General features: G+C 33.4%; 10 protein-coding genes and 1 pseudogene. 9 read left to right on the top strand and 2 right to left on the bottom strand.

Going from position 1 to position 24735, the window contains the following annotated elements:
- Window positions 1-70 precede the first annotated feature (70 nt).
- From OGZ34_RS17925 to OGZ34_RS17895, 8 genes are all read left to right on the top strand, one after another.
- Window positions 71-412, top strand: a complete 342-nt coding sequence (locus OGZ34_RS17925) for a helix-turn-helix domain-containing protein (RefSeq protein WP_263361166.1) — start codon at window positions 71-73, stop codon at window positions 410-412.
- A gap of 318 nt (window positions 413-730) precedes the next feature.
- Window positions 731-5920: a hypothetical protein gene (locus OGZ34_RS17920; RefSeq protein WP_263361165.1), complete on the top strand. Its 5190-nt coding sequence runs from the start codon at window positions 731-733 to the stop codon at window positions 5918-5920.
- A gap of 11 nt (window positions 5921-5931) precedes the next feature.
- Window positions 5932-8682: a hypothetical protein gene (locus OGZ34_RS17915; RefSeq protein ID WP_263361164.1), complete on the top strand. Its 2751-nt coding sequence runs from the start codon at window positions 5932-5934 to the stop codon at window positions 8680-8682.
- 8 nt (window positions 8683-8690) lie between these two features.
- Window positions 8691-12062, top strand: a complete 3372-nt coding sequence (locus OGZ34_RS17910; RefSeq protein ID WP_263361163.1) for a hypothetical protein — start codon at window positions 8691-8693, stop codon at window positions 12060-12062.
- A 157-nt stretch (window positions 12063-12219) separates the two neighbouring features.
- Entirely contained in the window at window positions 12220-13203 is a 984-nt protein-coding gene (locus OGZ34_RS17905; RefSeq protein ID WP_263361162.1) for a hypothetical protein, read from the top strand.
- 25 nt (window positions 13204-13228) lie between these two features.
- Window positions 13229-14107, top strand: coding sequence for a prenyltransferase/squalene oxidase repeat-containing protein (locus OGZ34_RS17900; protein WP_263361161.1), 879 nt, complete (start codon window positions 13229-13231; stop codon window positions 14105-14107).
- A 515-nt stretch (window positions 14108-14622) separates the two neighbouring features.
- The gene (locus OGZ34_RS22440; RefSeq protein ID WP_396192302.1) at window positions 14623-15087 is read left to right on the top strand and encodes an IS6 family transposase; all 465 of its coding nucleotides are present in this window, start codon (window positions 14623-14625) and stop codon (window positions 15085-15087) included.
- 204 nt (window positions 15088-15291) lie between these two features.
- On the top strand, window positions 15292-15957 hold the full coding sequence (locus tag OGZ34_RS17895; protein ID WP_263361160.1) for an IS6 family transposase: 666 nt from the start codon (window positions 15292-15294) through the stop codon (window positions 15955-15957).
- Between the two features lie 230 nt (window positions 15958-16187).
- On the opposite strand, the gene OGZ34_RS17890 is transcribed toward OGZ34_RS17895, so the two are convergent.
- Window positions 16188-17120: a PorP/SprF family type IX secretion system membrane protein gene (locus OGZ34_RS17890; RefSeq protein WP_263361159.1), complete on the bottom strand. Its 933-nt coding sequence runs from the start codon at window positions 17118-17120 to the stop codon at window positions 16188-16190.
- Between the two features lies 1 nt (window position 17121).
- On the bottom strand, window positions 17122-22995 hold the full coding sequence (locus OGZ34_RS17885; RefSeq protein ID WP_263361158.1) for a T9SS type B sorting domain-containing protein: 5874 nt from the start codon (window positions 22993-22995) through the stop codon (window positions 17122-17124).
- A gap of 672 nt (window positions 22996-23667) precedes the next feature.
- Between OGZ34_RS17885 and OGZ34_RS17880 the strand changes: the two are divergent.
- Window positions 23668-24546, top strand: a pseudogene (locus OGZ34_RS17880) (ATP-binding protein); the annotation flags it as partial.
- Window positions 24547-24735 lie beyond the last annotated feature (189 nt).

The following is a 24735-nucleotide window of genomic DNA, read 5'->3' as shown; positions in this document are numbered from 1 at the left end:
TTTTGCTGTGAAGAAAGACACAGCAGAAACACTTTTTTCATTTGCACCATAACTATTAAAAACAATTGGTATGGATGTAAATGAAATCTCTTTTGAGAACCTGCCCAAAGTAGTAGCACATTTAGTGAAAGAAATTGCAGAGATTAAACTTTTGATTCAGAATGTAAAGGTGTATGAATCTAAAGACAAAAGTATTCCTATTGGTATTGAACAAGCAAGCCAGCTAATAGGGAAATCAAAGTCTACAATTTACGCTCTTGTAAGGCAGAGAAAAATTCCGTGCTATAAATATGGTAAAAAGCTGTATTTTTTTGAAGAGGAACTTTTAGAATGGATTTTTAAAGGGAAAAAGAAAACAATACAGGAAATCGAATCAGAAGTTTTGAAGTATAATCATAATCGAAATAAATAGAGGGATAACAGCCAGCAGGAATACTTATATAACTCTAGTAGATTTACTAATAACGTAAATCAAGGACAAATCTTGAGTTCTAATCATTATAAACTACCTTAAGTTTTTGTGGAAGAAAAAGGATTTTTCTTCCAATAATATACCACAAACACAAATAACACACTAATTCTTAATAAAACAAGAGGTGGTTAAAGTTTTATTCGCTCATTATTCAGGTAGAAATACGGGTACTCTCCTTAAATAATATCTTTAATTTTGGATAGACTCTTTTTCTAAAGAGTTATGTTTTTAATGACTTAACAATCTAAAACGGCTAAAATGAGTAATGCTATCGCACAAAAATCAAATATTCATCAAACTATTTCATATAAAGAAGATGATGTAACCCTATTGAATGATACAATAAAACCTTATGTTTTAAAAGGGATAAAATTAGGTCAGGCAACGAACCTTTTATTTGGTTTAAAAGCAGGATTGAATCCCAAAACTCCCAATCTATCCCCTTTTTACGCACCTACAATTGAGCCTTTACCATTAATAGATGCAACTGTTCCTCCAAGTGCTAAAATATATTGGAAAATGCCTAAAATAACTATTCATACTGATGTAAATAGCTTATTAAGCGCAGTGTACCCATATAGTGTAAATTCATTAACAGGAGATATAAGTACTTTTTCATTACCATCTGGTCCACTTTTGGTAGAAGATTTAAATAAGTCTTCAGTAATTACTGAATTATCAAAATATTTAGGTATTGATCTAAGTATTCAAAGTTCTTATATGTTGGTTGAATTGAATAATCTTGTTGGTAGTGCATCTCATAATTATACTGCCGGAACTGGCGGAGATACTAACGAACACCTTACAGCAAATGCACTTAAAGAAGTAAATAATCTTAACAAAATAGCTTTTACTAGTAATAGTAAATTGAATGCTACTAGTGCTAAAGAATTTATAAAATGTTTTAATACTATTGGTACACATTATGTATCCGAAGTAACTGCTGGAGATAAAATTTTTCAAGTTTTTGCATATCAAAGTAAAGCTTTTGCTGAATTAACCAGAGCATTTAATGCAAGTGCAGACGGCAAAGGATACGTATATGGGATCGAAGCTAACTCTTTTCAATACTATACCACTCCTGCTAATTCATCTACTGGAGTTGAATTGGGTTATGTAAGTCAATTAGGATCTATTAATATAGTGAGTGAAGATAGTCTTTTTCAGGATTCACTTAAAGCGGGTCTATGGAATGATCCCAGTAGAGCACATGGCAATTCTATTTTTATAGCGTTTAATAGTCCTGGTAAAATTCAATTAAGTGATTTCAAATCTGTAGTTGCAGTTTCTTTTAAGTTAACACCAATTGGAAACCTTATTCCTGTTGATGAATCTGAAAAAGGAAGAAACTACTGGAATCGTTTGTTTAAAGGAGCAATGTTACAAAAGTATGGAGATTACATACGTGTGACCTATCCTTCACAAAATAGCTATCAATGGAAAAATTTATTGTCTAACTCTGGCGCCTGGCTGTCTACAATAGCAACACCTACTGTTAATGTCTATGATGGACACTTAGCTTTAGATAAGATACAACTTACTAACAGAGAAATTGCCAAAGACTTTAGTTCTTGGAGTGTTGTAATGGAATCTCATAAGTCTTCCACGAAAATTCCTGGAGAAAATGTTTCGTTATTTTCATACTTAATAGATACTACAGGACCTGATACACCTCCCTCGATTGAATTGTCTGGTAAAACGGCTTATGATAATATAAAAATGGCATGCGGACAAATGGATGGTGCCTTAACTATTGGATATACAGATAATTCTGAGCATAAAACTATAGTAGATGGCATTCTTTTGTCTAGCGTAGCTGATGATAAAATTAAGCGTAGTACTATTACAATTAACTCTGATTTATTTGGTGAACAAGACCCAATATTACTTGCCAATCAATCTGAAAATTTAAATTTTTCAATTGTTACTTGTCAAACATTATTATACACAAGAGGAAGTACCGCCAAGGATGCTCAAGCTCTTGCTCATAATTGTTTGGTGTGGTTAACTGATATAATATCAAATACAGAAACGATTTCTTCTGAATTGGCTGCAGTACGCCTTCGAGCATCATATTTAGCGCATATAGCTGGAAAATTAGACGAGGAAGGAGTTACAGTTCCGTACTTAACTTATAAAAGTTATGAGAAGTATATCGACACTATGTCTAAGACAGCAGGTTCATTAAATGCTACCATTTACGACTATCAAAATAAAATTACACTTCAGAAAAATGCAGAACTAGCTGCAAAAACTGCTGAAGAAATTAACGATAATATAAAAAAATCTGGAAATTTATTGAAAGAGTATATTGATGCTGTTGCTGTCAATCAAGGTGATATTGCGACTAATTATGATAATATTATTGATACAAAAAAACGAGAATTAAAATCTACAATATCCAGTTTTTCTAGTCTGGTTAAGGGAGTTGAAGATCAGAGAATGGCTGTTCGCTATGCAAAGCAAGACTTTGAAAAAGCTATGGTAGATTATGAAACTACTATGATCATAAAATCTGTAATAGATATCAGTATGGCTTTTATGGCACTTGGTTCAACAATTGTTATACCATCATCTTCGATTAGCGCCCTTGTAAGTTTAGGAACTACCGCCCAAAAAATACAAAAAATACTTAATGTAACTACTAAAATAATCGATTTAGAAAAAATTATTGAGAAATCTGTTAAAGATATAGTGTCCGTAGCAAATACTTTAGATCAATTAAAGGAAGCACAGCTAGACACACCTTCTTCATTGGAGTGGTCAGAAATGAGTCTTAATTTTGATGCATCACTTGCAACTACACCTGCTGAAGTTGCTGGAGCTAAAGCAAAATATGTCGCGGCATTCAAAATATTGGTTTTACGAGCACAAGCAATGATTACTGCCCAATCTAAAATTGCTCAAATTAATGCCGATATTATGCTTAATGAGGCTCAAAAGAAGATTAATGAAGACCAAAAAGAACGCCTTAATAAAATTACAAAGGGATTGAATTACGGAAGTCCGACTAAACCTGATCTTGCTGAAGTAGATTTATTAAGTTTAACTGGATATGTACAGTCTCAATTAAATCAGGTATTAAGTTCATTAGCCCAAGCACTCGTTTTACAAGATAGTGCTGTGCAGTTTGAATTATTAGCAAATCCAACACCTATAAAAAAATTCGATTTAAATAGTTTGCATCTTGTTATGGTCAGCCAACAGGCTAATATAATTACAGCAAAACAAGCCTTTAATCCACCTCCATTTATCGTTAATGATCCTATACGATATACTATCAAAAGTGTCCCCGTAAAAGAGTTTACCAAAGGAAACACTCATGTATTTACCATACAACCTAGTACAACTGAATTTCAGCCGTATAATATGATCCGAATTAATCAGGTTGTGGTTGATATTCCTCAAATAAAAGGATCTAAGAATGGAAAATACAGATTAGATCTTTCTTGTCAGGGGAATCCTTTTCAGGATAGAAACCCATCTGGAGAACCATTGGTATTTAATACAATAGCCAGACATTTCGGTCCATATGAATATCAGGCAGATAATCATAAACCAATCTTTGGAAATGAAACCGGATCTATAGCCAAAGACATTACACAGATAACACCATTATCAACTTGGCAAGTAACCATGCCAGATCTGACGGTAAATCAAGACATTGATTTTGGTGGAAATGAATTTGTAGATATAGTTGTTTCTTTTCGAATAGAAGCTTTAGCTCAAAATGCATTATCAAGATTTTGTGCGCTACAGGGGAAACTTGTAGCAAAAATGTCTCATCATGAATTAATAGATACCTTATCATTGATGGCGACAAGAATACAGCCACTAACGATGCGATCCAGCGCGAAAGAAAATACAGTTCCTCAGGAAGCAACATTACGAAACATGCTTGAGCAAATGAATAAAGCACAAGGGGTATTAAAAGGATGGGATTGTGTACTTAATATGTTAGAAAAACCTGTTAACAAATTTTTGGCCGAACAATATAAAGAAAAGTACCCAACACAAAAACCAATGGTAGTTGAAGTAGGATTTTGTGTACCATCACCATCTCCTATTCCGAGTTTTCCTGGTACTATTTTTACCTATACAAAGTTTACAGTTAATTTAGCTCAACCCTTATTAGAATTTCAAGAAAATAATCATAATTATGTAAAAGTCACGCAGTTAATCCAAAGTGGTTTTATTCAAGTTGGTTCTATGTTTACACCTAAAGAAGATCAGGTATGTCCAGTACGTCTAAACATGGGAAATCCGGAAATTAAGTGGGCTGAGAAGAAAGTTATTGATGTTTCAAAAAAACCAGCATTAGTAGGAACTGTTGGTCTTGGGATGTTACAAGGGCTGGTGGATCCCCCATTACCTAATGGGTCTACAGGAAATAACAATGATTCACACTCTATTGTATTAGACTTTACAAAGGGAAGTTTTATAACTGAAAATTTAAATATCGATACTGATAATGCTGCATTGAATTTACAGCTATCAAATTGGTTTGTGAGTAATCCTATTTATTATTTAATTAATACAGTTGTTTTTAATGATGCAACAACATTAAAATCATTGCAACCTACGAAATTTAAGTTGAACGTATTAACCACCAATAGTTTGAAGAATATCTTACAGGTATTCATTACTACTAGTGGAGAACAACAAAGTAATCTTACTATAAATGTAAATGAACCAATACCCGATGGATATCATAATTCATTAATGATTAATACGAAAATAATGTTTAGTAATATTTTTGTTGAAAGTTTTAATAAGGGTACAAGCAATTTACAAGTTGCATCTGTAAATCCTCCAAATGATTTTACAACTTGGTCAGCAAAAGTAACTCAAGGAACCGTTTCAGGTGAAGCTAATTTTAAAAACACAAGCAGTAGCGAAACTAGAATAAGTGCTTCTGGAAATACCATTGTGTGGCCACTTAAAGATTTAATTTTTACACCAACTATAGACAATGGCATTCAACTTACGTACAATGCTAATCAAAATGTACCTTTTCAAAACAGAAGGCTTTTTTGTGGTCGATTTGGTTGTTCTTGGGGTAATTGGAATAATTATAGTGTAGATGTGAATGTAAAACTTACAGGATATTATCCTCTGGAAGTTATAAACTCTGGTAAAAATCAAAAGATTCAAATTGCAAGTAAACCACCAGTGGTAAGTGTTACACCTCCAGATTTAAAACCAACTGGACCTTGTGAATGTAATGACAATGATTTAAAAATTCAGGTTGGTAATATCCTTGAACAGCAAGTACCTGCTAAATTGCAAGCATCAATGGGAGGAATTCAATTTTCTCCAATTTCAGTATTTGCCTTATATAATTTATTATTTCCAACAGATGATTTCATTGAGATGAAAAGTGCATACGTACCAGGTGATTTGGTAGTATTAGGTACCTTCAATAAATATGTTGATGATAAGAAATAATCTTAATTTAAATGATTCATTCAAATACAAAAGAGAGAGGCCTTCCTAAAATAGGGGAGGCCATAAATCTATTATCATTATTACATAAAAATCAACTTGGCTTTAAGCAATTCAACAAGCCTACAGAAACACCGTTGAAACAATTTGAATTGAGTGAATTTCCAGAAAATAGTTTTGCCTGGAGCCCATTAAAGGTAACAGTTCATAAAGGAGCTCACTCATTATTAGATCGCGTTTCTTTGTATAAAGTATGCCCTTTATTTTCTGAAAATAATGCCTATAAACTTTCTCCGGATATGTTCGGAGAAACTATTGAGGATTATATTCAACATCATGAAAAATTATTTAAAATAAGCCTGAAAAAAGATAGTTACTATATGTTGTTTGAATTATCAAGAATAAAAATTCAAGCAGAACATGAAGTAACAGCTCAACCAAGTCGAGCTTATTTTAACAGACACATACATTTAACAAATGATTGGAAAGTTAAATCTAGAAACTTAAGGCCTGGTATACGTGTTCAAGAAAATGATGAACATGATACTATTGTTTCGGTTTCACAAAGTCAAAAATACTTAGAATCATTTTATAATTATGGTACTCATTTTATTTCAGCCATTAAGCTAGGAGATAAACTGTTACAAGTAATAGAATTAAAAAAACACATAAGTAAACATACTTATGACTATTGGAAAGAATTAGGAGGAGGAAAAGCCGTTAAGGGAACAGAAGCACTTGACTTTAAATTTTTTACAGGTGATGATTTTGCAAAATCCGTTGGAGAGATAGTTAGTTACGCAAAGGATCCAGGTCTTAATACTATAATTAATGATGGTTTATGGAAAGATTCAAATAGTATAACCGGAAATAGCTTAATGGCTATATTTAATGCTGATCAACGATTAATAGAATCACTTAATTCAAAACTAACAGTGGTTATTCCTGTAAAAATAGAACTAACCTCATTGGCTCGTTTTATGGAATATTTTAGAGCTATTAACTTTCAAAAAATTTTAAAGGGTGCCTTAATTCAAAGATGGGGAACTATAGTTCAATCCCCTATTAAAAGAATGACCAAAACTAGTAATAGAATCAATTTAAAAGTTTTAAATGAATCACGATCTTTTTGTTTTGATAAAAATAATTTTACATATGGTGATAAAATAACGGAACAAGATTTTTATATAGCTAAGTTAAATAAAGACAGCATTAATAGTTGCCATAGAATAGTATCATTACATGAAACAGTATCACTAAAAAGTGTTAATACTTTTATTTTAGCTCAATTATTAGATACAAATTCAATAGCTACTGAAGCATCATCTCTACTTCTTTCGGATGCTGATTTTGATACCGTACCAATTGTTTGTCAGCAAATGGATGGGATATTGATTTTAAAAAATAATGACGAAACGAAAAAGGATTCTTTAGTTAATGGATTACGTTTTTCTAGTATAAAAGAAAATAACTCGGAATTAAAAATTATTATAAAAGAGGATATAATTGACCTAAATAAAATTGAAACAATACTTCCTTGCATTCACATTGCATTGATACATATACAAGCTAAATTAGGTTGCCCTAAAACCACACATACACAACGAGAAGAAGTAATCTCTTTTGCTAAATGGATTGCAACACTCTTGCCTCCTGATTTAGGAATAGATAATGTTAATAAATTGCATTTATTTGCAAATCATCTTGCTGTGATTGAGTCAATTGAATGTGATTATTCAGTTGTTTTTGATGAGCATATAATAGCAACAACTTATAAATCTTTTATACAAATGTCAACTATAATAATGCAATCTGAATTTAGCATTGTTGGCAGAATATTAGATTTTAAAGAACAAACAGAACCTTTGACAATTGTAGACCTCACTAAAATAAAGGGGTATCAAGTGAAGCTGACAGAATATTATTTGTCCATGCTAAATCAATTACATATTGCATTAAAAAATAAAATATCAGAAGTTGACCTATCTCTTAGTTTAGCCAAAGAAAGGGTAATTAAAGAAATCGAAAAGTATAAAGAAATTTTTAATAATGATGATGTCTCTCCATCAAGTAAGGTATTGTTTAACGGTATGGTATCAGGTATAGCTGGACATTCTTTTCAATACGACAATGAAGAACTTAAAGATAATTATGAAAACGAATCCGTTTCTATAGCAAGTGATTTTGCTAATCATGAAAATATATTCTATCTGCTTTTTCAGCAAATGAATTGTATAAATGCTCTTTATCATGATTTCAACAGCGGTCAAATAAAGTATGATACACTTTTACTACAACAACTTCCAGAAAGTCATGAAAGAAGAATACCTGAGGCATTTAGTTTATCTAATATGCATAAAACATTTATACCCTCAGGCGCAATTGGATTCGAAGAAAAAGAGATTGTTGCTTTATTATCACTATGGAATGATTTTGAAAATGAGCGTATAAGAAATCTGATTAGTAAGGAATGTTTTTTATCGCTTTTTTTTGAATTCGGGTATTTATCTCTTTATAATGAAGAGATAAAATTCAGTAAAGATACTCCTGAGATAAATTATGAGATTGAATTAGAGTGTTCTAGGATAAATACTATTCTTAATAAAGTAGTGCGATTTCAAGAAGCTGCAGCCTCATTTGAAAATATATACATCCCTAAAAATTTTGAACAAACTAATAGTACCTCTATTACTTATTTAATTAACTCATTAAATGAAGCATTTGCAGAATATTTTAATGAAAAAAAAATAAGCCAACAAAACTAAAAACTGCAATGGGAACAACTGCTACTATATCAAATTTAATCAATCAAATGTCTAGAGGACACTCTGTTCTTAACCAATGGGATGCCGTTTTAAATATAAAAGAAGAATTAGTGAATGAGTTATTTCAGGCACAGTTTGAATTTTGTGAGAATGAAAACTGGAAGAAAATAACTATAGCATACTGTCAATTATTTCCAAATCCAATAGGAGAAGGAAATTTAGCCATATATAACAGAGTTCAGGCGATATTGACAAAGCCTAGCCTTCTTTTTTTAGGAAATAACCAAGCTTTTATAAAAGTTCATTTTTACGCATCTGGTAGTACAGGAATTGCATCAAAATTAGTTACCTCTAACTTTGACCCTAAAAAAGATGCTAATCCAAATGATCCAGATTTACAATGGAATGTAACGAAACTAACAAATACCGATTTTATATGTGAAGTGCCTTTAACAGCTATCTCAGGTTCAACTGAAGCTCTTGAAAATAGAACAGAGTTTGTACTTGACTTTCCTGCAGGAAGTTTTAACTCTCCTCTATTTTCGGAAATAAAGGATACAAATGAGCTTGAGTTGCAGATAAAAAATTATTTACTAACGAATAAGGTTCGTTACATAATTAATAGTATAAAAACGGATCTGTTAAATCAAATTCCTCAAATGGCTCCCAAAGCATTTCGGATAAATGTTTTGACAACCAATGAAGGTAAAAATATATTTCAAATATTTATAGCCACAGAGAATCCTACTCAAGAAAATTTAACAATCGATGTTAATGAGCCAATACCAGATGAATATAGCTTATCTGTATTTTTTAATGCTAGAATTGCTAAACAACTTAAATCATCACTAATGATGCAAGTATGGGGTTTTATGCAATCTAACCTTGCTTTTCCAGGAGAAACCTATTTACAATTAGGACCTGAATACTCGCCAGATGATGCTGTAGTTCTGGGTATTCTAAATATAAACACAACTAAACAAGTACCCCCTATTAATCCGAAAAACACCAAAATTATGTTAGACATTCAAAAAACAAAACAAATTAGTATTTCAGGACAACCATCCTTCACAATTTATGGAGATGATGGGCCTGCTTCAAATGCATGGTATATAACTCCAAAAGTTATATGGTCAAAACTATCTGGAACCGATTTACCGCAATTTTCACTTGTAAAATATAAATCGAGTGGAGGAGAAGTAAGCGGTTTTTGCAGGTTTTCCGTACAGCTTATGGTTGATCCTATTCAAAAAGATGCTGTTAAAAAAGAAATTTCTAATGCCGAATTCCCTCAATTTGATTGGATTCAGAGTGGGGCGATTTTTACCTACACGATAGATGGAAAAACTACCTCGATAAGAAGTGAACCATCAAACTTTGGCAGTCAACAAGCAGTATTTAGTATTCCATTAATTAATGAAAAGGCTATTGCTGCCTTTACTAATGCTTTTTATTCTGGCTCTGCTGGTGGGTTATTTAGTATTTCGTATGAGCTTTCTGTAAATACGCGCCTTCCTGCTGTTACAGTAGTAACAAAATTTGATTCTACTTTAGCATACCAATATCAGCAGGAAAATAGATACATAATCGAAACAAAATATTCCAGAGATACTTGGGGAAATAGACAGTCACAACAGGTTCAGGTTTATATAGGCACATTTGTTAAAGAGATGCTTACCCAAACTCAGGCAGCAACGGTTACTGTTACACCGGGTGCAGGTATAACTCCAACATTATTAGACATGGTTAAAACATGGGCTAATCAGCAATTGCAAAAGGATGTAGAGCAATCAATTACGACAGCCATGAGTTTAATAAAAAATCCGTCTAGTAATTTTTCTCTTCAAAATGTATCATCCTTTACTAATACATTAATAACTTCAAACGTTGTTCCTTGGTATTTTGATGTCGAAGGAACTTTACCTCCTTTTGATGGGGAAACCTGGAAAAAAGTATATTCAGAGGTAAATCAGCAAGAATTAGATGTAGCTTTTACCATTCAGGAAGATTTATCAATAAACGGTATAGATCGTGTTAATCTTACTTTTGAATATGGAGATGTACCATCTGTTACTCATACTTTTTCGATTACAGATCAAGGTTCTTGGAGCATTAAAAAACCTGGTTTATTTGATGGCAATACCTTTAAAAAAGAATATCGATACAAGTATGAAGTTATCTATTCAACATCAAAAGAAACTGGAAATACGCCTCAACCTTTAAGCACAGACTGGATTACATCTGAACTAAATATAGTAAATTTAGGTCTGGTAAATCTCGGGCTCATGGCTATTACTTTTACAGCTAGTAATATTGATTGGGAAGATGGTAATAATGATAAAAATAAAGTAAAAGAAATAACTGTTGATTGGAACTGGCTAGTTGGTGATGGAGAAGCCGTTTTAAATGAAACATTTGTATTAAATAAAAAAAGAGATAGTGTAAAGAGCACACTGCGCTCAACGCACCCAACCAATAATCAGGTGTATCAATACTCCTTGACATTTTTAATGTCTGATGGAACTAAATTCCATTCCAACGGTTTAAATGGAACTGAGGCATTGCAGCCAATTAATCATCCACTGTCTAATATAACTGTAAGTGTGTTGCCATTCTTTTCAGAAGATGTTAAAGCAGTAGTTTTAAGAGCAACATTTGATGATGGACAAAATGGGATTCATTTAAGTAAGCAATGGCAAGCTATAGCTAAACCGGATAAACAGGGAAATTTAAATTTAGATACTTCCTCATTTAATTCATGGGATTTTAAAGCAATAGCAACAAACCTCAACATGACGACCATAGTGTTTTCTGGCACATGGGTAAATGCAAAGAATGTCCAAAAAGCGATACCAAAAACATTAGTAATCGGAACAAATAATACGTTACTTATCAGTAATACTCAAAAAACGGTAACAGCTGTAATTGATGCTTCAAATGTTACTTTTGTTGATCCAAAAAAAGATGGTGTTTATCGTGTAATAGCTCAGGTTGGGAATACCATTCAAGGTGATGCAAAAGCTTCTGCTAATTTATTAGACAACTCAAGCACAATTACATTTACTAAAAAAACTCCCGCAATTCAATATTATACTGCAGAAGACATTCCTGTAGACGCGGTACCTGAATTTCATTTTCAATATACTTTTACGCAGAATATAAATAATGCTGAAAATACAATAGTTACAGATTATTGGCCAAGTATACAAAGTACACAAAAAACAGATTTGCCTGTAATTCCAGGTACTCCAACAACAGCAGCAACCCTAAAAAGTGCAACTGTAAGTAATGAAAATCATCATATTGATGCAAGAACAAAAGCATTGTTTGAAAAACATGAAGAATTTAGTAAAAGTTGTGAAGCGGTTTTAGAAAGTTAACCTTAAAACATAACAGGTTTTTTTGGTTTGTTTTACTATTAAGACAGATTATATTTATTAGTTTACTCATTGTGCATTCAATGAGTAAACTTTTACTAACCCGTTTACACCAAAATATCTCACACAGTAGCTCGCTTTTACTATTAATTTATTTTATATGACAAAAACAATTAATATTCCACAGCATTATGAACAAATTCTTAATGTTTGGGAAGGTGAATATCCAAAAGCAACAAAAAGAGCTAGGGAGCTACTACCTATATTATTAGAAGAATTATTAAGTTCACCTAATAAAAATGCATTATCAAGTAGTGCATTAACTATGACAGGAAGCCCTTTTGAACCCGCTTTTTCTCTTACAATGCCCGGCTTAAGATATACAATATGCCCGGCACCACTAACATTACCACTTATTGATAGTCTGGAATATTCCATTTCATTATTGTCGAAATTAAATGTGTTCTTACCAAAAAGCGACTATTTTACTCGCATATCAAAGCTTCAGAAAAATGGAACATTAACCTATGGTGCACAAATAGGAGTTAGACATAGTGATACCGATGATTCTTTTAAATTATACATTGAAGTTCCTCCAGAAGCAGCAATAGAAGCAGATGCAATTGCTGAAGAAATTTTGGGAAGTAAAGCTGTTCTAAATGTTTCTGACCGTAATGCAAGGCCTACTATATTTGGTATAGACTTAAAAAAAGGTACTTATGAGGTGTATTATAGAATTGAAAATTTACATTCTTTAGAAATTGCTACATTATTATCCCGTATCAATGCATCAGAAAGAGCTTCGGAATTATTAATCATCCTATCTGATACACAATCATTGCCTATAAAACATGAGTTACCTGGAGCTGTCTGGGGTTTTAGTTATTCAAAAGAAACTAACTCTGAATATACTTTTAGCCTCTACACTTTTGCAAATACACTATTTGGTCCCGATGGATGGGTAAGAGATGGCATATTGTCATTGGGAGAAAAGTACAGTTGGAACCTTAATGCATATTCTGATATGAGTCAATCACTTAAAGGATCTCGCGGGTATGTTTCACACCATGGAATCTTTGGATTGGTTATGCCGCCTAAAAGTAAACCTGCAGCATGGATTGGGCTCGCTCCAATCAAAATTTAAATTCTAACAATATATTAAAGCATAAATGAATGAAAAACAATTAATTGAATTTATTTTAAGTTCGCAATTACCTAGCGGCGCTTTTCCCTCAATTGCAAGTCTTACAGATGAAAATTTTGTCGATGAAAATTCATTTACGACAGCTTTGGTTACTAGTATATTGAGTGATTTTAATACCAATTCACAAGTTTATAATGCATGTAAAAGAGGTATTGATTATCTATTAAGTTGTGAAAATCCTAAGAATTCTGGTATGTTTGGATTCTATCCCGTTAATTTACAACCAAAATGGATTAAAGAATTTTTACCTCCTGATACTGATGATACGGCCCTATGTTCTCTTGCTCTATTTTATAACGGATATTGGAATAGAAATCAATTAAAACATCAAATAAATAACGTTCTTAAACCCTATCAATTAAGCCAAAAAGTCCCAGGAATGGAGTGGTTTAGAGTTGGCGTATATCCAACATGGCTAGATAGAAAGCGAATGAATAACCCAATTGATATTTGTGTAAATATAAATGTAGCAACTCTTATTAAGGAAGCTCAAATAGCTAATCATAATGCAGATAAAATATTCGAAATGGTAAATTCTGCTTTTAATTGGGTAGGAAATGATTATGGAAGAATGCAACAAATCACTCCCTTTTATCCTAATCCATTGGAGTTATATTATTCTTTACAACGTGCCAAAGAAGCAGGATTATCTGAAGCAAGTAAAGCACTTTTGAATATGAAACTGTTACCATGGGAAAGGAGTTCAAGTTTAAATACACCGATATGCTGTTCAATAGGTAGTGGGGTAATATGGAAGAGTCCAATATTGCAACATGCTAGGCGTCTGATGATATTTACTTCTAAAACAAAAAAAAGACATCATTTTGAGATACCTTCTAAATAATTTTAATTCTTAATAATCACGCATTGCAAAAGAAGTAAAATCAATTATTTAAACAGTTTAAAAAAGTATGAAGTTTAATATATTCGAACCCAAATTCGCTCGGCCTTATTATTGCTGGTTTTTTGCTTTGGTGAAAAGGAGTGTGCCACGATTCTACCACAAAATTTAAAGCGATGGATTATCTTTAATAAGTACCTTAGATTTTTGTAGCATATTTGAAGTCTACTCCAATATTCTGTCCTTGCTGCTGCGTCTTTTGGTTCTGTCGCATCTGGGAATAACTTTTATCTTTAGAATTTTAAAGCGATCAAAAAATGAATATTAAAGAAAATTGTTATCCAAAATAGATCATTCTTTAAGCAGTATATTTCAAATTAAGATTTACAAGTAGTTATCGTGATGTTGAAGAAACAATGAAGATTAGAGGAGAGCTTGTGAATCATGCTACGATTCAGCGTTGGGTTTATAAGTTCACACCTTTGCTTGAGTCAGAGATGAAGAAGAGGAAAGGTTGAGTGGGAGGGAGCTGGAGATTAGATGAGACCTATATCAAAGTAAAAAACATTTGGTGTTATTTATATAGAGTAGTAAATAAATTAGACAATACAGTAGACTTTCTTTTGACCAGAAAAACACAGAGAATGGGCGCTCAGTCTTTTCTAATTAAAGCAATTAGTAACAACTGTAGACCAAGAGTAATAAACATTAATAAAAGCGGTTCTAATACTGCAGCGATCAAAGTATATAATAAACGTTCGTTCTCAAAGATTAAAATCCGACAGTGTAAACATCTCAACAATATTGTAGAACAGGATCATCGTTTTATCAAATGGCGCATACAAAACGGATTAGGCTTTAAAAGTTTTGAATCGGCCAGACGAACATTGAGCGGAATTGAAGTTGTACATATACTAAGAAAGAATCAGATGGTTAGACCTGGGATAACTATGTTTAAATCATTCTGTAAATTGGCAGTTTAACTTTTAAATTACTTTAGGTCTTATATTTTATTCTGACAGATGCGACAGAACCCCTAAAGCTATAAATACATACAAAATACATTTTCGGGACTAGAAAATCTTAAGAATATGTGCAAACTAAGTGATTAAATCTATGAGTTACAATAGTGGTTCTGTCGCATCTATGACTAAGTTTTATCTTTTGTTTTTCAAAACTAATAAAAAATGAATACTAAAGGTCATTGTTATCCAAAATATGTAATCCTTCAGGCAGTGTATTTTAAATTAAGATTTACACTTAGCTATCGTGACGTTGAGGAAATAATGAAGATTAGGGGGGGGATTGTGGATCATGCAACGATTCAGCGTTGTGTATATAAGTTTGCACCTTCACTTGAGGCAGAGATGAAGAAGAGAAAAGGCAGAGTGGGGACGAGTTGGAGATTAGATGAGACTTATATCAAAGTAAAAGGTATTTGGTGTTATTTATATAGAGCAGTAGATAGGTCTGGTAATACAGTTGATTTCTTATTAACTAAGAGAAGGCAGAGGATGAGTGCCCAGTCATTTCTAATTAAAGCAATTAGTAATAACTGTAGTCCAAGAGTAATAAACATCGATAAAAGCGGTTCTAATACTGCCGCGATCAAAGTCTATAACAAACGTTCGTTCTCAAAGATTAAAATCCGGCAGTGTAAATATCTCAACAATATTGTCGAGCAGGACCATCGTTTTATAAAATGGCGTATCCAAAATGGACTAGGTTTTAAAAGTTTTGAATCGGCCAAACGAACATTGAGCGGAATTGAAGTTGTACATATGCTGAGAAAGAATCAGATGGTTAGGCCAGGATTATCTATGTTTAAATCATTCTGTAAACTGGTGAGCTAATTTTTAAATTACTTCAATTCTTATATTTGATTCTCGCAGATGCGACAGAGCCAGAAAAAAATATTTTAAGTTAAATTTTTAACTATATAGATTGTAGGTTATAATTTTATTATTGTTAAGGTAATAGAAAAAAAAGTTTAATGAAACGACTTTTTTAAAGGAAGTCGAAAATATTTACAAGGACTTTGACTTGTATATTAGTGTTAATTCGTTCAGTAGGGTTATTCTGTTCAATTTGCACACATACAATTACTTGGTCTATTTTTTAAATCAAACCCTATAGTCAACATGTGGGTTCCTGAATTATAATTTTGAAGTTGATTTAAACTAATATTAAATGAATAGGCAGCATAAAATTTATTTTGCCGAAATCCTATTAAAGGAGCAAGTGAATTAGCCTTAAATGATTGATCTGCCAATAAACGTAGATTTATTCCTCCCCAAATATAATTTTCCCCTGTCATTTTTCGGATTTTAAGATTAAGGTCAAGGCTAGACCGACCATCACTTTCATATATTTGATAAAGAATAGAAGGCTCATATTCTATAGAAGAAAATTTATTTTTTAAAAGAAATCCTGAATATAAATAATAGTTTCTAATATTCATCGGTTCTTTTAAGATTGTAGGTTTTACAGTTTTATTTAAAATATTCACTGCATTAAAACTGATGAAAAAATTTTCTACGCGATATAAAAAGCTTAAATCAAAATTTGAATTATTCACATTGTAGGACTGAACACTTGGATCAGATGTGATAATGTTGGATATATCTATATTAAAATTAGTAAATTTATAAGATAGCCCAAATGACAAATACTGATTATTAAACTCAGATATAGTAATATGATGTGCATAAGTTAGCTGTCCTCCTTTTTGAGAAGTGTTTCTATTTTTATCATTAAAAAAAATAGCTCCAATACCTGAGCGGTCTGCAATTCTGGCATCAAAAGATAATGACTGTGTTTGTGGCGCATCTTTTACTCCCAACCATTGTGCCTCGCCTGTAAGACGTATTTTATAGAATTCACCGATACCTGCGTAGGCTCCAGCAATGACAAAGGGATTATCTGCTAAATATTGACTTGTTGGTGCGAGTTGTAATTCTTGCCCATAAGTGGGAAGAATAGTAATTATAAAAAGTAATAATAATATTTTTTTCATTTTATCTAAATAAGGTCATTCCGCCTATAAATTCTCTTCTATCTTTATCGTTGTTAGTTTTAATAACATACCAATAGTCTCCCGTTGGCAAAGGTTTTCCTTGATATGTTCCATCCCAACCCATTGTTGTATTCCCTTTAAAAGTCATGATTAATCTCTGGTATCTATCAAATATTAAAACTTCTAAATTTGGATAATCTTCTATTCTTGTAGGGTACCAATAATCATTATTTCCATTTCCGTCTGGAGAGAAAAATTCTGGAAACTCTATTCCTTCGTATGTTAAGTATGCAGTATCAGTAGAGGCACAACCTTTGTCATCTTTAACGTAAATGGTATAATTTCCAGCGGAATCAATCTTGAAAATTGGATTAGAAGTATAATTATTAGCACTATTAATACTATATTGATAAGGAGTAATCCCTCCTGATGCAACTATTGTATATTGATTAACTCCAGTTTTAGAAAAGGAAAAATCTGGACTGTCTGTATTTTGTGTTACTAATACTGTATCATTAGAGCTACATCCTAAAATACTATTTGTGACCGTTAAAGTATATACTCCACTAGAACTTACAACTGGGGTTAAAGTATTAGAACCACTAATGATAGTTCCTCCAGTCCATAAATAAGTAACACCCAAAACATCAGAGCCAGCTCCGTTGAGCATAATAGTTGGCGAAGCGCAAGTAATTACAACCGGACTACCTGCTTTGGCAATCGGCGCTGATTGTGTATTTAGGGTTACTGTAGCTGTAGCAACCAAGCTACAAGAAGAAGCATCATTTACAGTATAAGTATAAATATTTCCAACATTAGTCCATGTACCTCCTGTATCAGGTGTTCCGCCTAATTGAGCAAACAATTGCGCTGCTGTAGGAGCAGATCCCGAACATAAGGTTAAAGTTCCGTTTGTTCCTGCATTTGGTACTGTCTGTGTATTTAGAGTTACTGTAGCTGTAGCAACTAGGCTGCAAGGAGAAGTAGGATTTATGGTATAAGTATAAATATTTCCAACATTAGTCCATGTACCTCCAGTATCTGGCGTTCCGCCTAGTTGAGCGAACAATTGCGCTGCTGTAGGAGCAGATCCCGAACATAAGGTTAAAGTTCCGTTTGTTCCTGCATTTGGTACTGTCTGTGTATTTAGAGTTACTGTAGCTGTAGCAACTAGGCTGCAAGGAGAAGTAGGATTTATGGTATAAGTATAAATATTTCCAACATTAGTCCACGTACCTCCAGTATCTGGCGTTCCGCCTAGTTGAGCGAACAATTGCGATGCTGTAGGGGTAGATCCCGAACATAAGGTTAAAGTTCCGTTTCTTCCTGCATTCGGAGCTGCTTGTATATTTAAGATCACAGTAGCTGTTGAGACTAAGCTGCAAGGAGAGGTAGGATTTACAGTGTAAGTATAAATATTCCCAACATTAGTCCATGTACCTCCAGTATTTGGTGTTCCACCTAATTGAGCAAACAATTGAGCAGCGGTAGGAGTTGCTCCCGAACATAAGGTTAAAGTTCCGTTTGTTCCTGCATTTGGTGTTGCTTGTATATTTAGAGTTACAGTAGCTGTAGCAACTAGGCTGCATGGAGAGGTAGGATTTACAGTGTAAGTATAAATATTTCCGACATTAGACCATGTACCTCCAGTATCTGGTGTTCCGCCTAGTTGAGCAAATAATTGTGCTGCTGTAGGAGTAGATCCCGAACTAGACCCCGAACATGAAGTCAAAGTTCCGTTTGTTCCTGCATTCGGAGCTGCTTGTGTATTTAGGGTTACAGTAGCTGTAGCGACAAGGCTGCAAGGAAAGGTAGGATTTACAGTGTAAGTATAAATATTACCAACATTAGTCCATGTACCTCCAGTATCTGGCGTTCCGCCCAGTTGAGCAAACAATTGCGCTACTGTAGGAGTAGATCCCGAACATAAAGTCAAAATTCCGTTTGTTCCTGCATTCGGAGCTGCTTGTGTATTTAGGGTTACAGTAGCTGTAGTGACCAAGCTGCAAGGTGAGGTAGGATTTACAGTGTAAGTATAAATATTACCAACATTAGTCCATGTACCTCCGGTATCTGGTGTTCCGCCTAATTGAGCAAACAATTGCGTTGCTGTAGGAATAGATCCCGAACATAAAGTCAAAGTTCCGTTTGTTCCTGCATTTGGAGCTGCTTGTGTATTGATAGTTACAGTAGCTGTAGCGACCAAGCTGCAAGGTGAGGTAGGATTTACAGTATAAGTATAAATATTTCCAACATTAGTCCACGTACCTCCAGTATCTGGTGTTCCGCCCAGTTGAGCAAACAATTGCGAAGCGGTAGGAGTTGCTCCCGAACATAAGGTCAAAGTTCCGTTTGTTCCTGCATTTGGTGCTGCTTGTATATTGATAGTCTTGGTTATTCCTGTTAAAACCTGACTACAGATACCATCTGTATTATTTGTTAAAGTTAAGGTTATATTTGAACTTGCTGAAGGAACTGTTACTAATGATGAACCTGTGCTTCCTATTATAACTGTTCCAGAAACTGTTCCTGTATAACTCACATTATCACCAACTGTTCCTGTAATTGTAAAAATTGCATCGGATCCTAAGCAAATAGAATTTGGACCCGTTAATGTTGGAACTGTTGGTAATGAATATGCTCCTGTAACATTAACCGTTGCAGGAAGAGAATTACAACCTCCGCCAGCTGTATTAGTTACAATTAACTTATAAGAACCTGCAGCATTAACAATTGGATTTAATGTTGTTGCTCCGCTAATAATAGAGCCATCGGTTGTAGTCCATTGATAATCGATACCTGTACCAGTTGTTGAGCCTGTACCGTTTAATGTAACTGAAGGACTAGAGCAAGTAATTATCGCTGTCGTAATAGCTTGTGCTACTGGAATGGAACAAGTTGGCGCAGAACTGGTCTGACAACTATGTTTTTCAACTTCAAAACAGGTACCGGGACCACCTATAGGAGTTACAAATATTTCGACATTATCGGATGGTTGTAATCCAGTTATATCATAAAACAAGACATTGCCAATAGCTCCAATATTTTGTACTGGATTAGTATTTACTTGATATGATACTGTATAGTCTGTAGATCCCGAAACCGCATCCCATAGAAATGATAGCGAATTTTGTGATGATACTCCACATGAAATTTTAGGTTTTATTATTGAATTTACATCAACTTGTATTTGCTTTTTCTTAATAATGTCTGTAGTACCATCACAATCCTTAACAGTGCAGGTTACTTCATAAGTACCTGCATTTATAGCTTGTGCATTGGGAATACTTGGATTTTGAGTTGCATTAGAATAACCATTAGGACCTGTCCAGGAATAAGTAGTACCAGTAGGTAAAGTTCCATTTACTTTTAGATTGATAGTGCTATTAGCACAGAAAGAAATTGGTGTATCAACATTAGGATCAAGAACTACACTTGGAGTTACTACTAGGTTTTTGGTTCTTGTAATCAGGCAACCAAAAGAACTAATTTCTAAAGTATAAAGACCTGCGTCATGAGGTGTCACAGCAGGGATAGTATATTTATTTGATGTAGAAACCACAGTCCCCAATGGATTTTTCCATTTATAAGTAACTCTGGAATCTGTATCGAGATATTTCGGGAAATTATTTTCTACGGTAAAATCGGCTTGATATCCTTCGCACAATAGGGCAGGCATGGATTCTGTATAAAGTATATCTTCAAAATCATCTACATTAAACAAAAACATTTGTACACCAGAAATAGTACTACCGTATGTAATATTTCTAAAGCCTATTTTTTGGGGTTTCGAGCAATCGCTATTAACGTATATAGCATGTACTTTTCCTGGTTTAGAATATCGAGTATCAGTTCTTCCTGCTTTAAATTGTGATTGAGTTTCGGCAACGGAAGTCCATATTCTTGGGGCAATGAGAGTTCCGTTATTTATAGCAATAGCTGCTTCTTCACCTGCTATTGGGTTCGCAATATTTTTTTGCTCTACATACATTTTACCTAAAACGGGAGAATCATTATTATTGAGTACTCCTGCATATAAGCCATCTTTACCAATGAATCCATTGCCATGTAATCGGTAGTATTTGCCTTTAACTGCTCCTCCAGATTGAAATTCAATATTATAAATGTATAAACCTGTCGTTTGTATTTTATAAATAATTCTGTCGGCATTAAGTCCTAAGCCATTATACCAACTTCCATCGTTAATTCCTCCATTAGTAATTGCAGGATCTGCAGAAGTAGTATATAATCCATGACCATCTATTCCTGTGGGAAAACATGGCGTACCAGTTAAAGTTGGTGGCAAACAAGGACCTTGATTTGGTCCGTAATATCCAGCATCATTGTTTCTGAAATTTAGTGTGTTATTAACTGTTCCAGTGGTATAATTTACTATATCAATTTTTCCTGATAAATTATTAAGCTGATGAAACCAGCGTTGGGTTATATTTCCTGAAGCATCTAATTTATCCCAGGACCATTCATTTCCTCCAGGCAAATTTTGAGTTTCAATTAAATGTATCCTATTGTCATGCCCCATATCACGCCCTCCATCGGCACCTTGAAAACTAAGCATGTGCACTTTTTTGCCAGGTACTACTTTACAATCTAAAACTCGTTGCTTGTTTATCCACAAATTCGTTTCTTTTTCTTCAACCTTAGGCAGTACTGTACTAAAAATGTCTATGAGTAAAGTACGCGATGTTACCAAGGTATGGTCAGCATTCATCCTTCTGTAATATTCGGCATTGAACTTTTTGAATACATCAGAATCTTCAATATACATTTTATAAAAAGCGGCTGAACTTGTACCATAGCGTTCCCAATGTGCTCCAATACCTTGGTCACTTGACCAAAAATCGGTAGTAGTAAGTTGAGAGTGGTTCTGAAAATCATAATCCCAATCAAAGGCATATCCGTCTTCATGCCCCCAATGCTTATTTAGGTAAGCTGTTCCTGCAGGAAAGTAATTAGGGTATGCAGCAGCAAATTTATCCATAACAATCTGGGCAACAGATTCTGCCATACCTTCTTCAAAACCACTTAATGTATTTTGATAATGCCAAAGATTATCCGAAGATAAACATACATTATCACGCCAGGCATGCAAAAGTTCATGCACCATTAAGCGTGGTTGAGTCATCTTGCCAAAAGCATCAGCAGTATATTGAGTCGAAATCCAGTTGGGGCCATTATAAAATGTATTACTCCCAGTAGCATTACCATCATTGATAACATTTACGGTGTAAGAATGAGAAGAGGGACCATATATTTGTGCTATAATTGGAATAACTTTATTATAAAAGTCCATCATATTGGTTGCTTGCCAAGTAGCAAATCCGCCTAATCCATTAATACCAAATTGTGTTTCGATAGCAACATTTACGGTGTTGCCCGCAGTACCCAAATTTAGCCATGTAAAATTTAGCGGACCAATCACTGTATCTGTACCACCATTTAATAAGTGAAAGTAAAAATTTTGTCCCTGTGCGAATGTAGTTCCTAAGGCAAGAGCTGTTAAACGCAATTCTTCATAGCTATAGCCTTGAGTCGTCTTATCTGTAGTATTTAAACCTTGAGCCCAGCGAATATTTTGCGAATTTGGACCATTAGGAACAGAACCTGTTCCGATAGAGAAGCTTGTAAAACCTCCAGATTGCCAGTTTACAAAAGCACTATGTATACTTTCTACATTAGCTGTTATTCCTGTGGCTGCTATAGCTTTTAATTTGCTTTGTAGCTTTGATTTAATAGGTACTGGAACAGGAATACTTGCTGGCTTACAACCCATTGGTATAGTACTTGGCTGTTCTATTTGAGCGGTTAGTGTAAAGGAAAAAAAAGCAAACAAGGATAGGATGTATAATTTTTTCATTGCATAAAATTGTAGGTTTATCCACGATGTCATGTTTTATCGAAGCAGTACAAAATTAGGTTTGTTATGAAAATAAAATTGGCGTATATTATTTAATATTGATATTAAATTAACATAAAAAATATGTTTATGGTAATATTTTTAGTTATTAATTGGTATTAATTGTAGTTTTTGATTAAATAAAAAAGCTGAGTTTACTTGTGGATATAGGAGATCATCCGCTATAAACGGAATTAAATTCTAAACTAAATAAAAAATTAAATAACGATCGGAATCTAAAAGTCCATTTCAGAAAAGGAATGCAAAAAAATTAAATGATACTGTTTCTTTTTCAGCTCGAATGTGGTCAACTCAAGAACTTTTATATATTTGTTGCACCTTATAAATCAGTTTTTTATTAGGAATAAATGATGATTATTATCTATAAATTATAACGCATATTACTATGAATTTGAACACCAAATACGGGAAGAAAGGATTCCTGAAGCTATAAAAAATGGTTTTATATTGAATGACCTGAACTAAGAGAATTACTTTATTTATTATTCATTCCATCGGAAGGAGTCTGAGAAGAATTGAATTTTAAGCAATATAAAGTAAGGGATTTTATCTTCAGAAGTTGTTCAAAATAAGACATTTTTATTTTGTGGATATTTAACTTAATTTATTAAAATGAGAACAATTTCTAAATTACTAGTTGCAAATAGAGGAGAGATTGCACTACGTATTTTTCGCGCTGCCGCGGAATTAAAAATTAAAACTGTAGCTATTTATACCTATGAAGATAGGTATTCCCTGCACCGCTACAAAGCCGATGAGGCGTATCAGATAGGCAAAGATACAGATCCCTTAAAGCCTTATCTCGATATTGATGAAATCATTAAAGTTGCCAAAGCCGAAGGGGTAGATGCCATTCATCCAGGTTATGGTTTTTTATCCGAAAATGTACTATTTGCGGTAAAATGTGCTCAGAATGGGATTTTATGGATTGGACCAGATCCTAAAGTTATGGAGCAATTAGGCGATAAAGTTGCTGCCAAAAAAATTGCACTCGCAGCCAATGTTCCTTTAATTGAAGATAGTAAAATAAACCTTACTTCGTTTGATATTGCTCAAGAAGAGGCAAATCGTATCGGATATCCATTGATGCTAAAAGCAGCAGCTGGTGGAGGTGGGCGTGGTATGCGTGTAGTAAGACAACACTACGAATTAAAAGCTTTGTTTAATGAAGCAAAAAGAGAAGCAAAAACAGCTTTTGGAGATGATACCCTGTTTCTTGAAAAATTCATTGAAAATCCAAAACATATTGAAGTTCAGTTATTAGGGGATAATTATGGAAACATTGTTCATTTATTCGAACGTGATTGCAGTGTTCAGAGAAGATTTCAGAAAGTAGTTGAAATTGCCCCTGCGCCAAATTTAAAACAAGAAACAAAAGATAAATTATACGAGTATGCACTTAGTATTGCAACTAAGGTAAATTACAATAATGCAGGAACAGTTGAATTTTTGGTTGATGAGGTTGAAAATATTTATTTTATAGAAGGAAACTAACTCTTTAAATAGTAATATGGTCTATAATATGGACATATTATGTCCATGAAAATTCCAAATATCAGTCTTACCTTTGGAAAGATAATTAATTAAATGGAGTTATCTCATTATGAATCAAAAAGGTAAGAAAAGATATTTTCTTGTTGTGCCAAATTGTTGCATATGCATTTTATTTAAATGATGATT

This window comes from Flavobacterium collinsii (assembly GCF_946903285.1).
Taxonomy (GTDB): Bacteria; Bacteroidota; Bacteroidia; order Flavobacteriales; family Flavobacteriaceae; genus Flavobacterium; species Flavobacterium collinsii.
The sequence above is the reverse complement of the archived record's forward strand: the minus strand, read 5'-3'. Positions and strand labels throughout refer to the sequence as shown.

Excerpts from the sequence above, each read along its gene's own strand:
- OGZ34_RS17925 (WP_263361166.1), top strand. The coding sequence starts at position 71 with ATGGATGTAAATGAAATCTCTTTTGAGAACCTGCCCAAAGTAGTAGCA.
- OGZ34_RS17920 (WP_263361165.1), top strand. The coding sequence starts at position 731 with ATGAGTAATGCTATCGCACAAAAATCAAATATTCATCAAACTATTTCA.
- OGZ34_RS17915 (WP_263361164.1), top strand. The coding sequence starts at position 5,932 with ATGATTCATTCAAATACAAAAGAGAGAGGCCTTCCTAAAATAGGGGAG.
- OGZ34_RS17910 (WP_263361163.1), top strand. The coding sequence starts at position 8,691 with ATGGGAACAACTGCTACTATATCAAATTTAATCAATCAAATGTCTAGA.
- OGZ34_RS17905 (WP_263361162.1), top strand. The coding sequence starts at position 12,220 with ATGACAAAAACAATTAATATTCCACAGCATTATGAACAAATTCTTAAT.
- OGZ34_RS17900 (WP_263361161.1), top strand. The coding sequence starts at position 13,229 with ATGAATGAAAAACAATTAATTGAATTTATTTTAAGTTCGCAATTACCT.
- OGZ34_RS17895 (WP_263361160.1), top strand. The coding sequence starts at position 15,292 with ATGAATACTAAAGGTCATTGTTATCCAAAATATGTAATCCTTCAGGCA.
- OGZ34_RS17890 (WP_263361159.1), bottom strand. The coding sequence starts at position 17,120 with ATGAAAAAAATATTATTATTACTTTTTATAATTACTATTCTTCCCACT.
- OGZ34_RS17885 (WP_263361158.1), bottom strand. The coding sequence starts at position 22,995 with ATGAAAAAATTATACATCCTATCCTTGTTTGCTTTTTTTTCCTTTACA.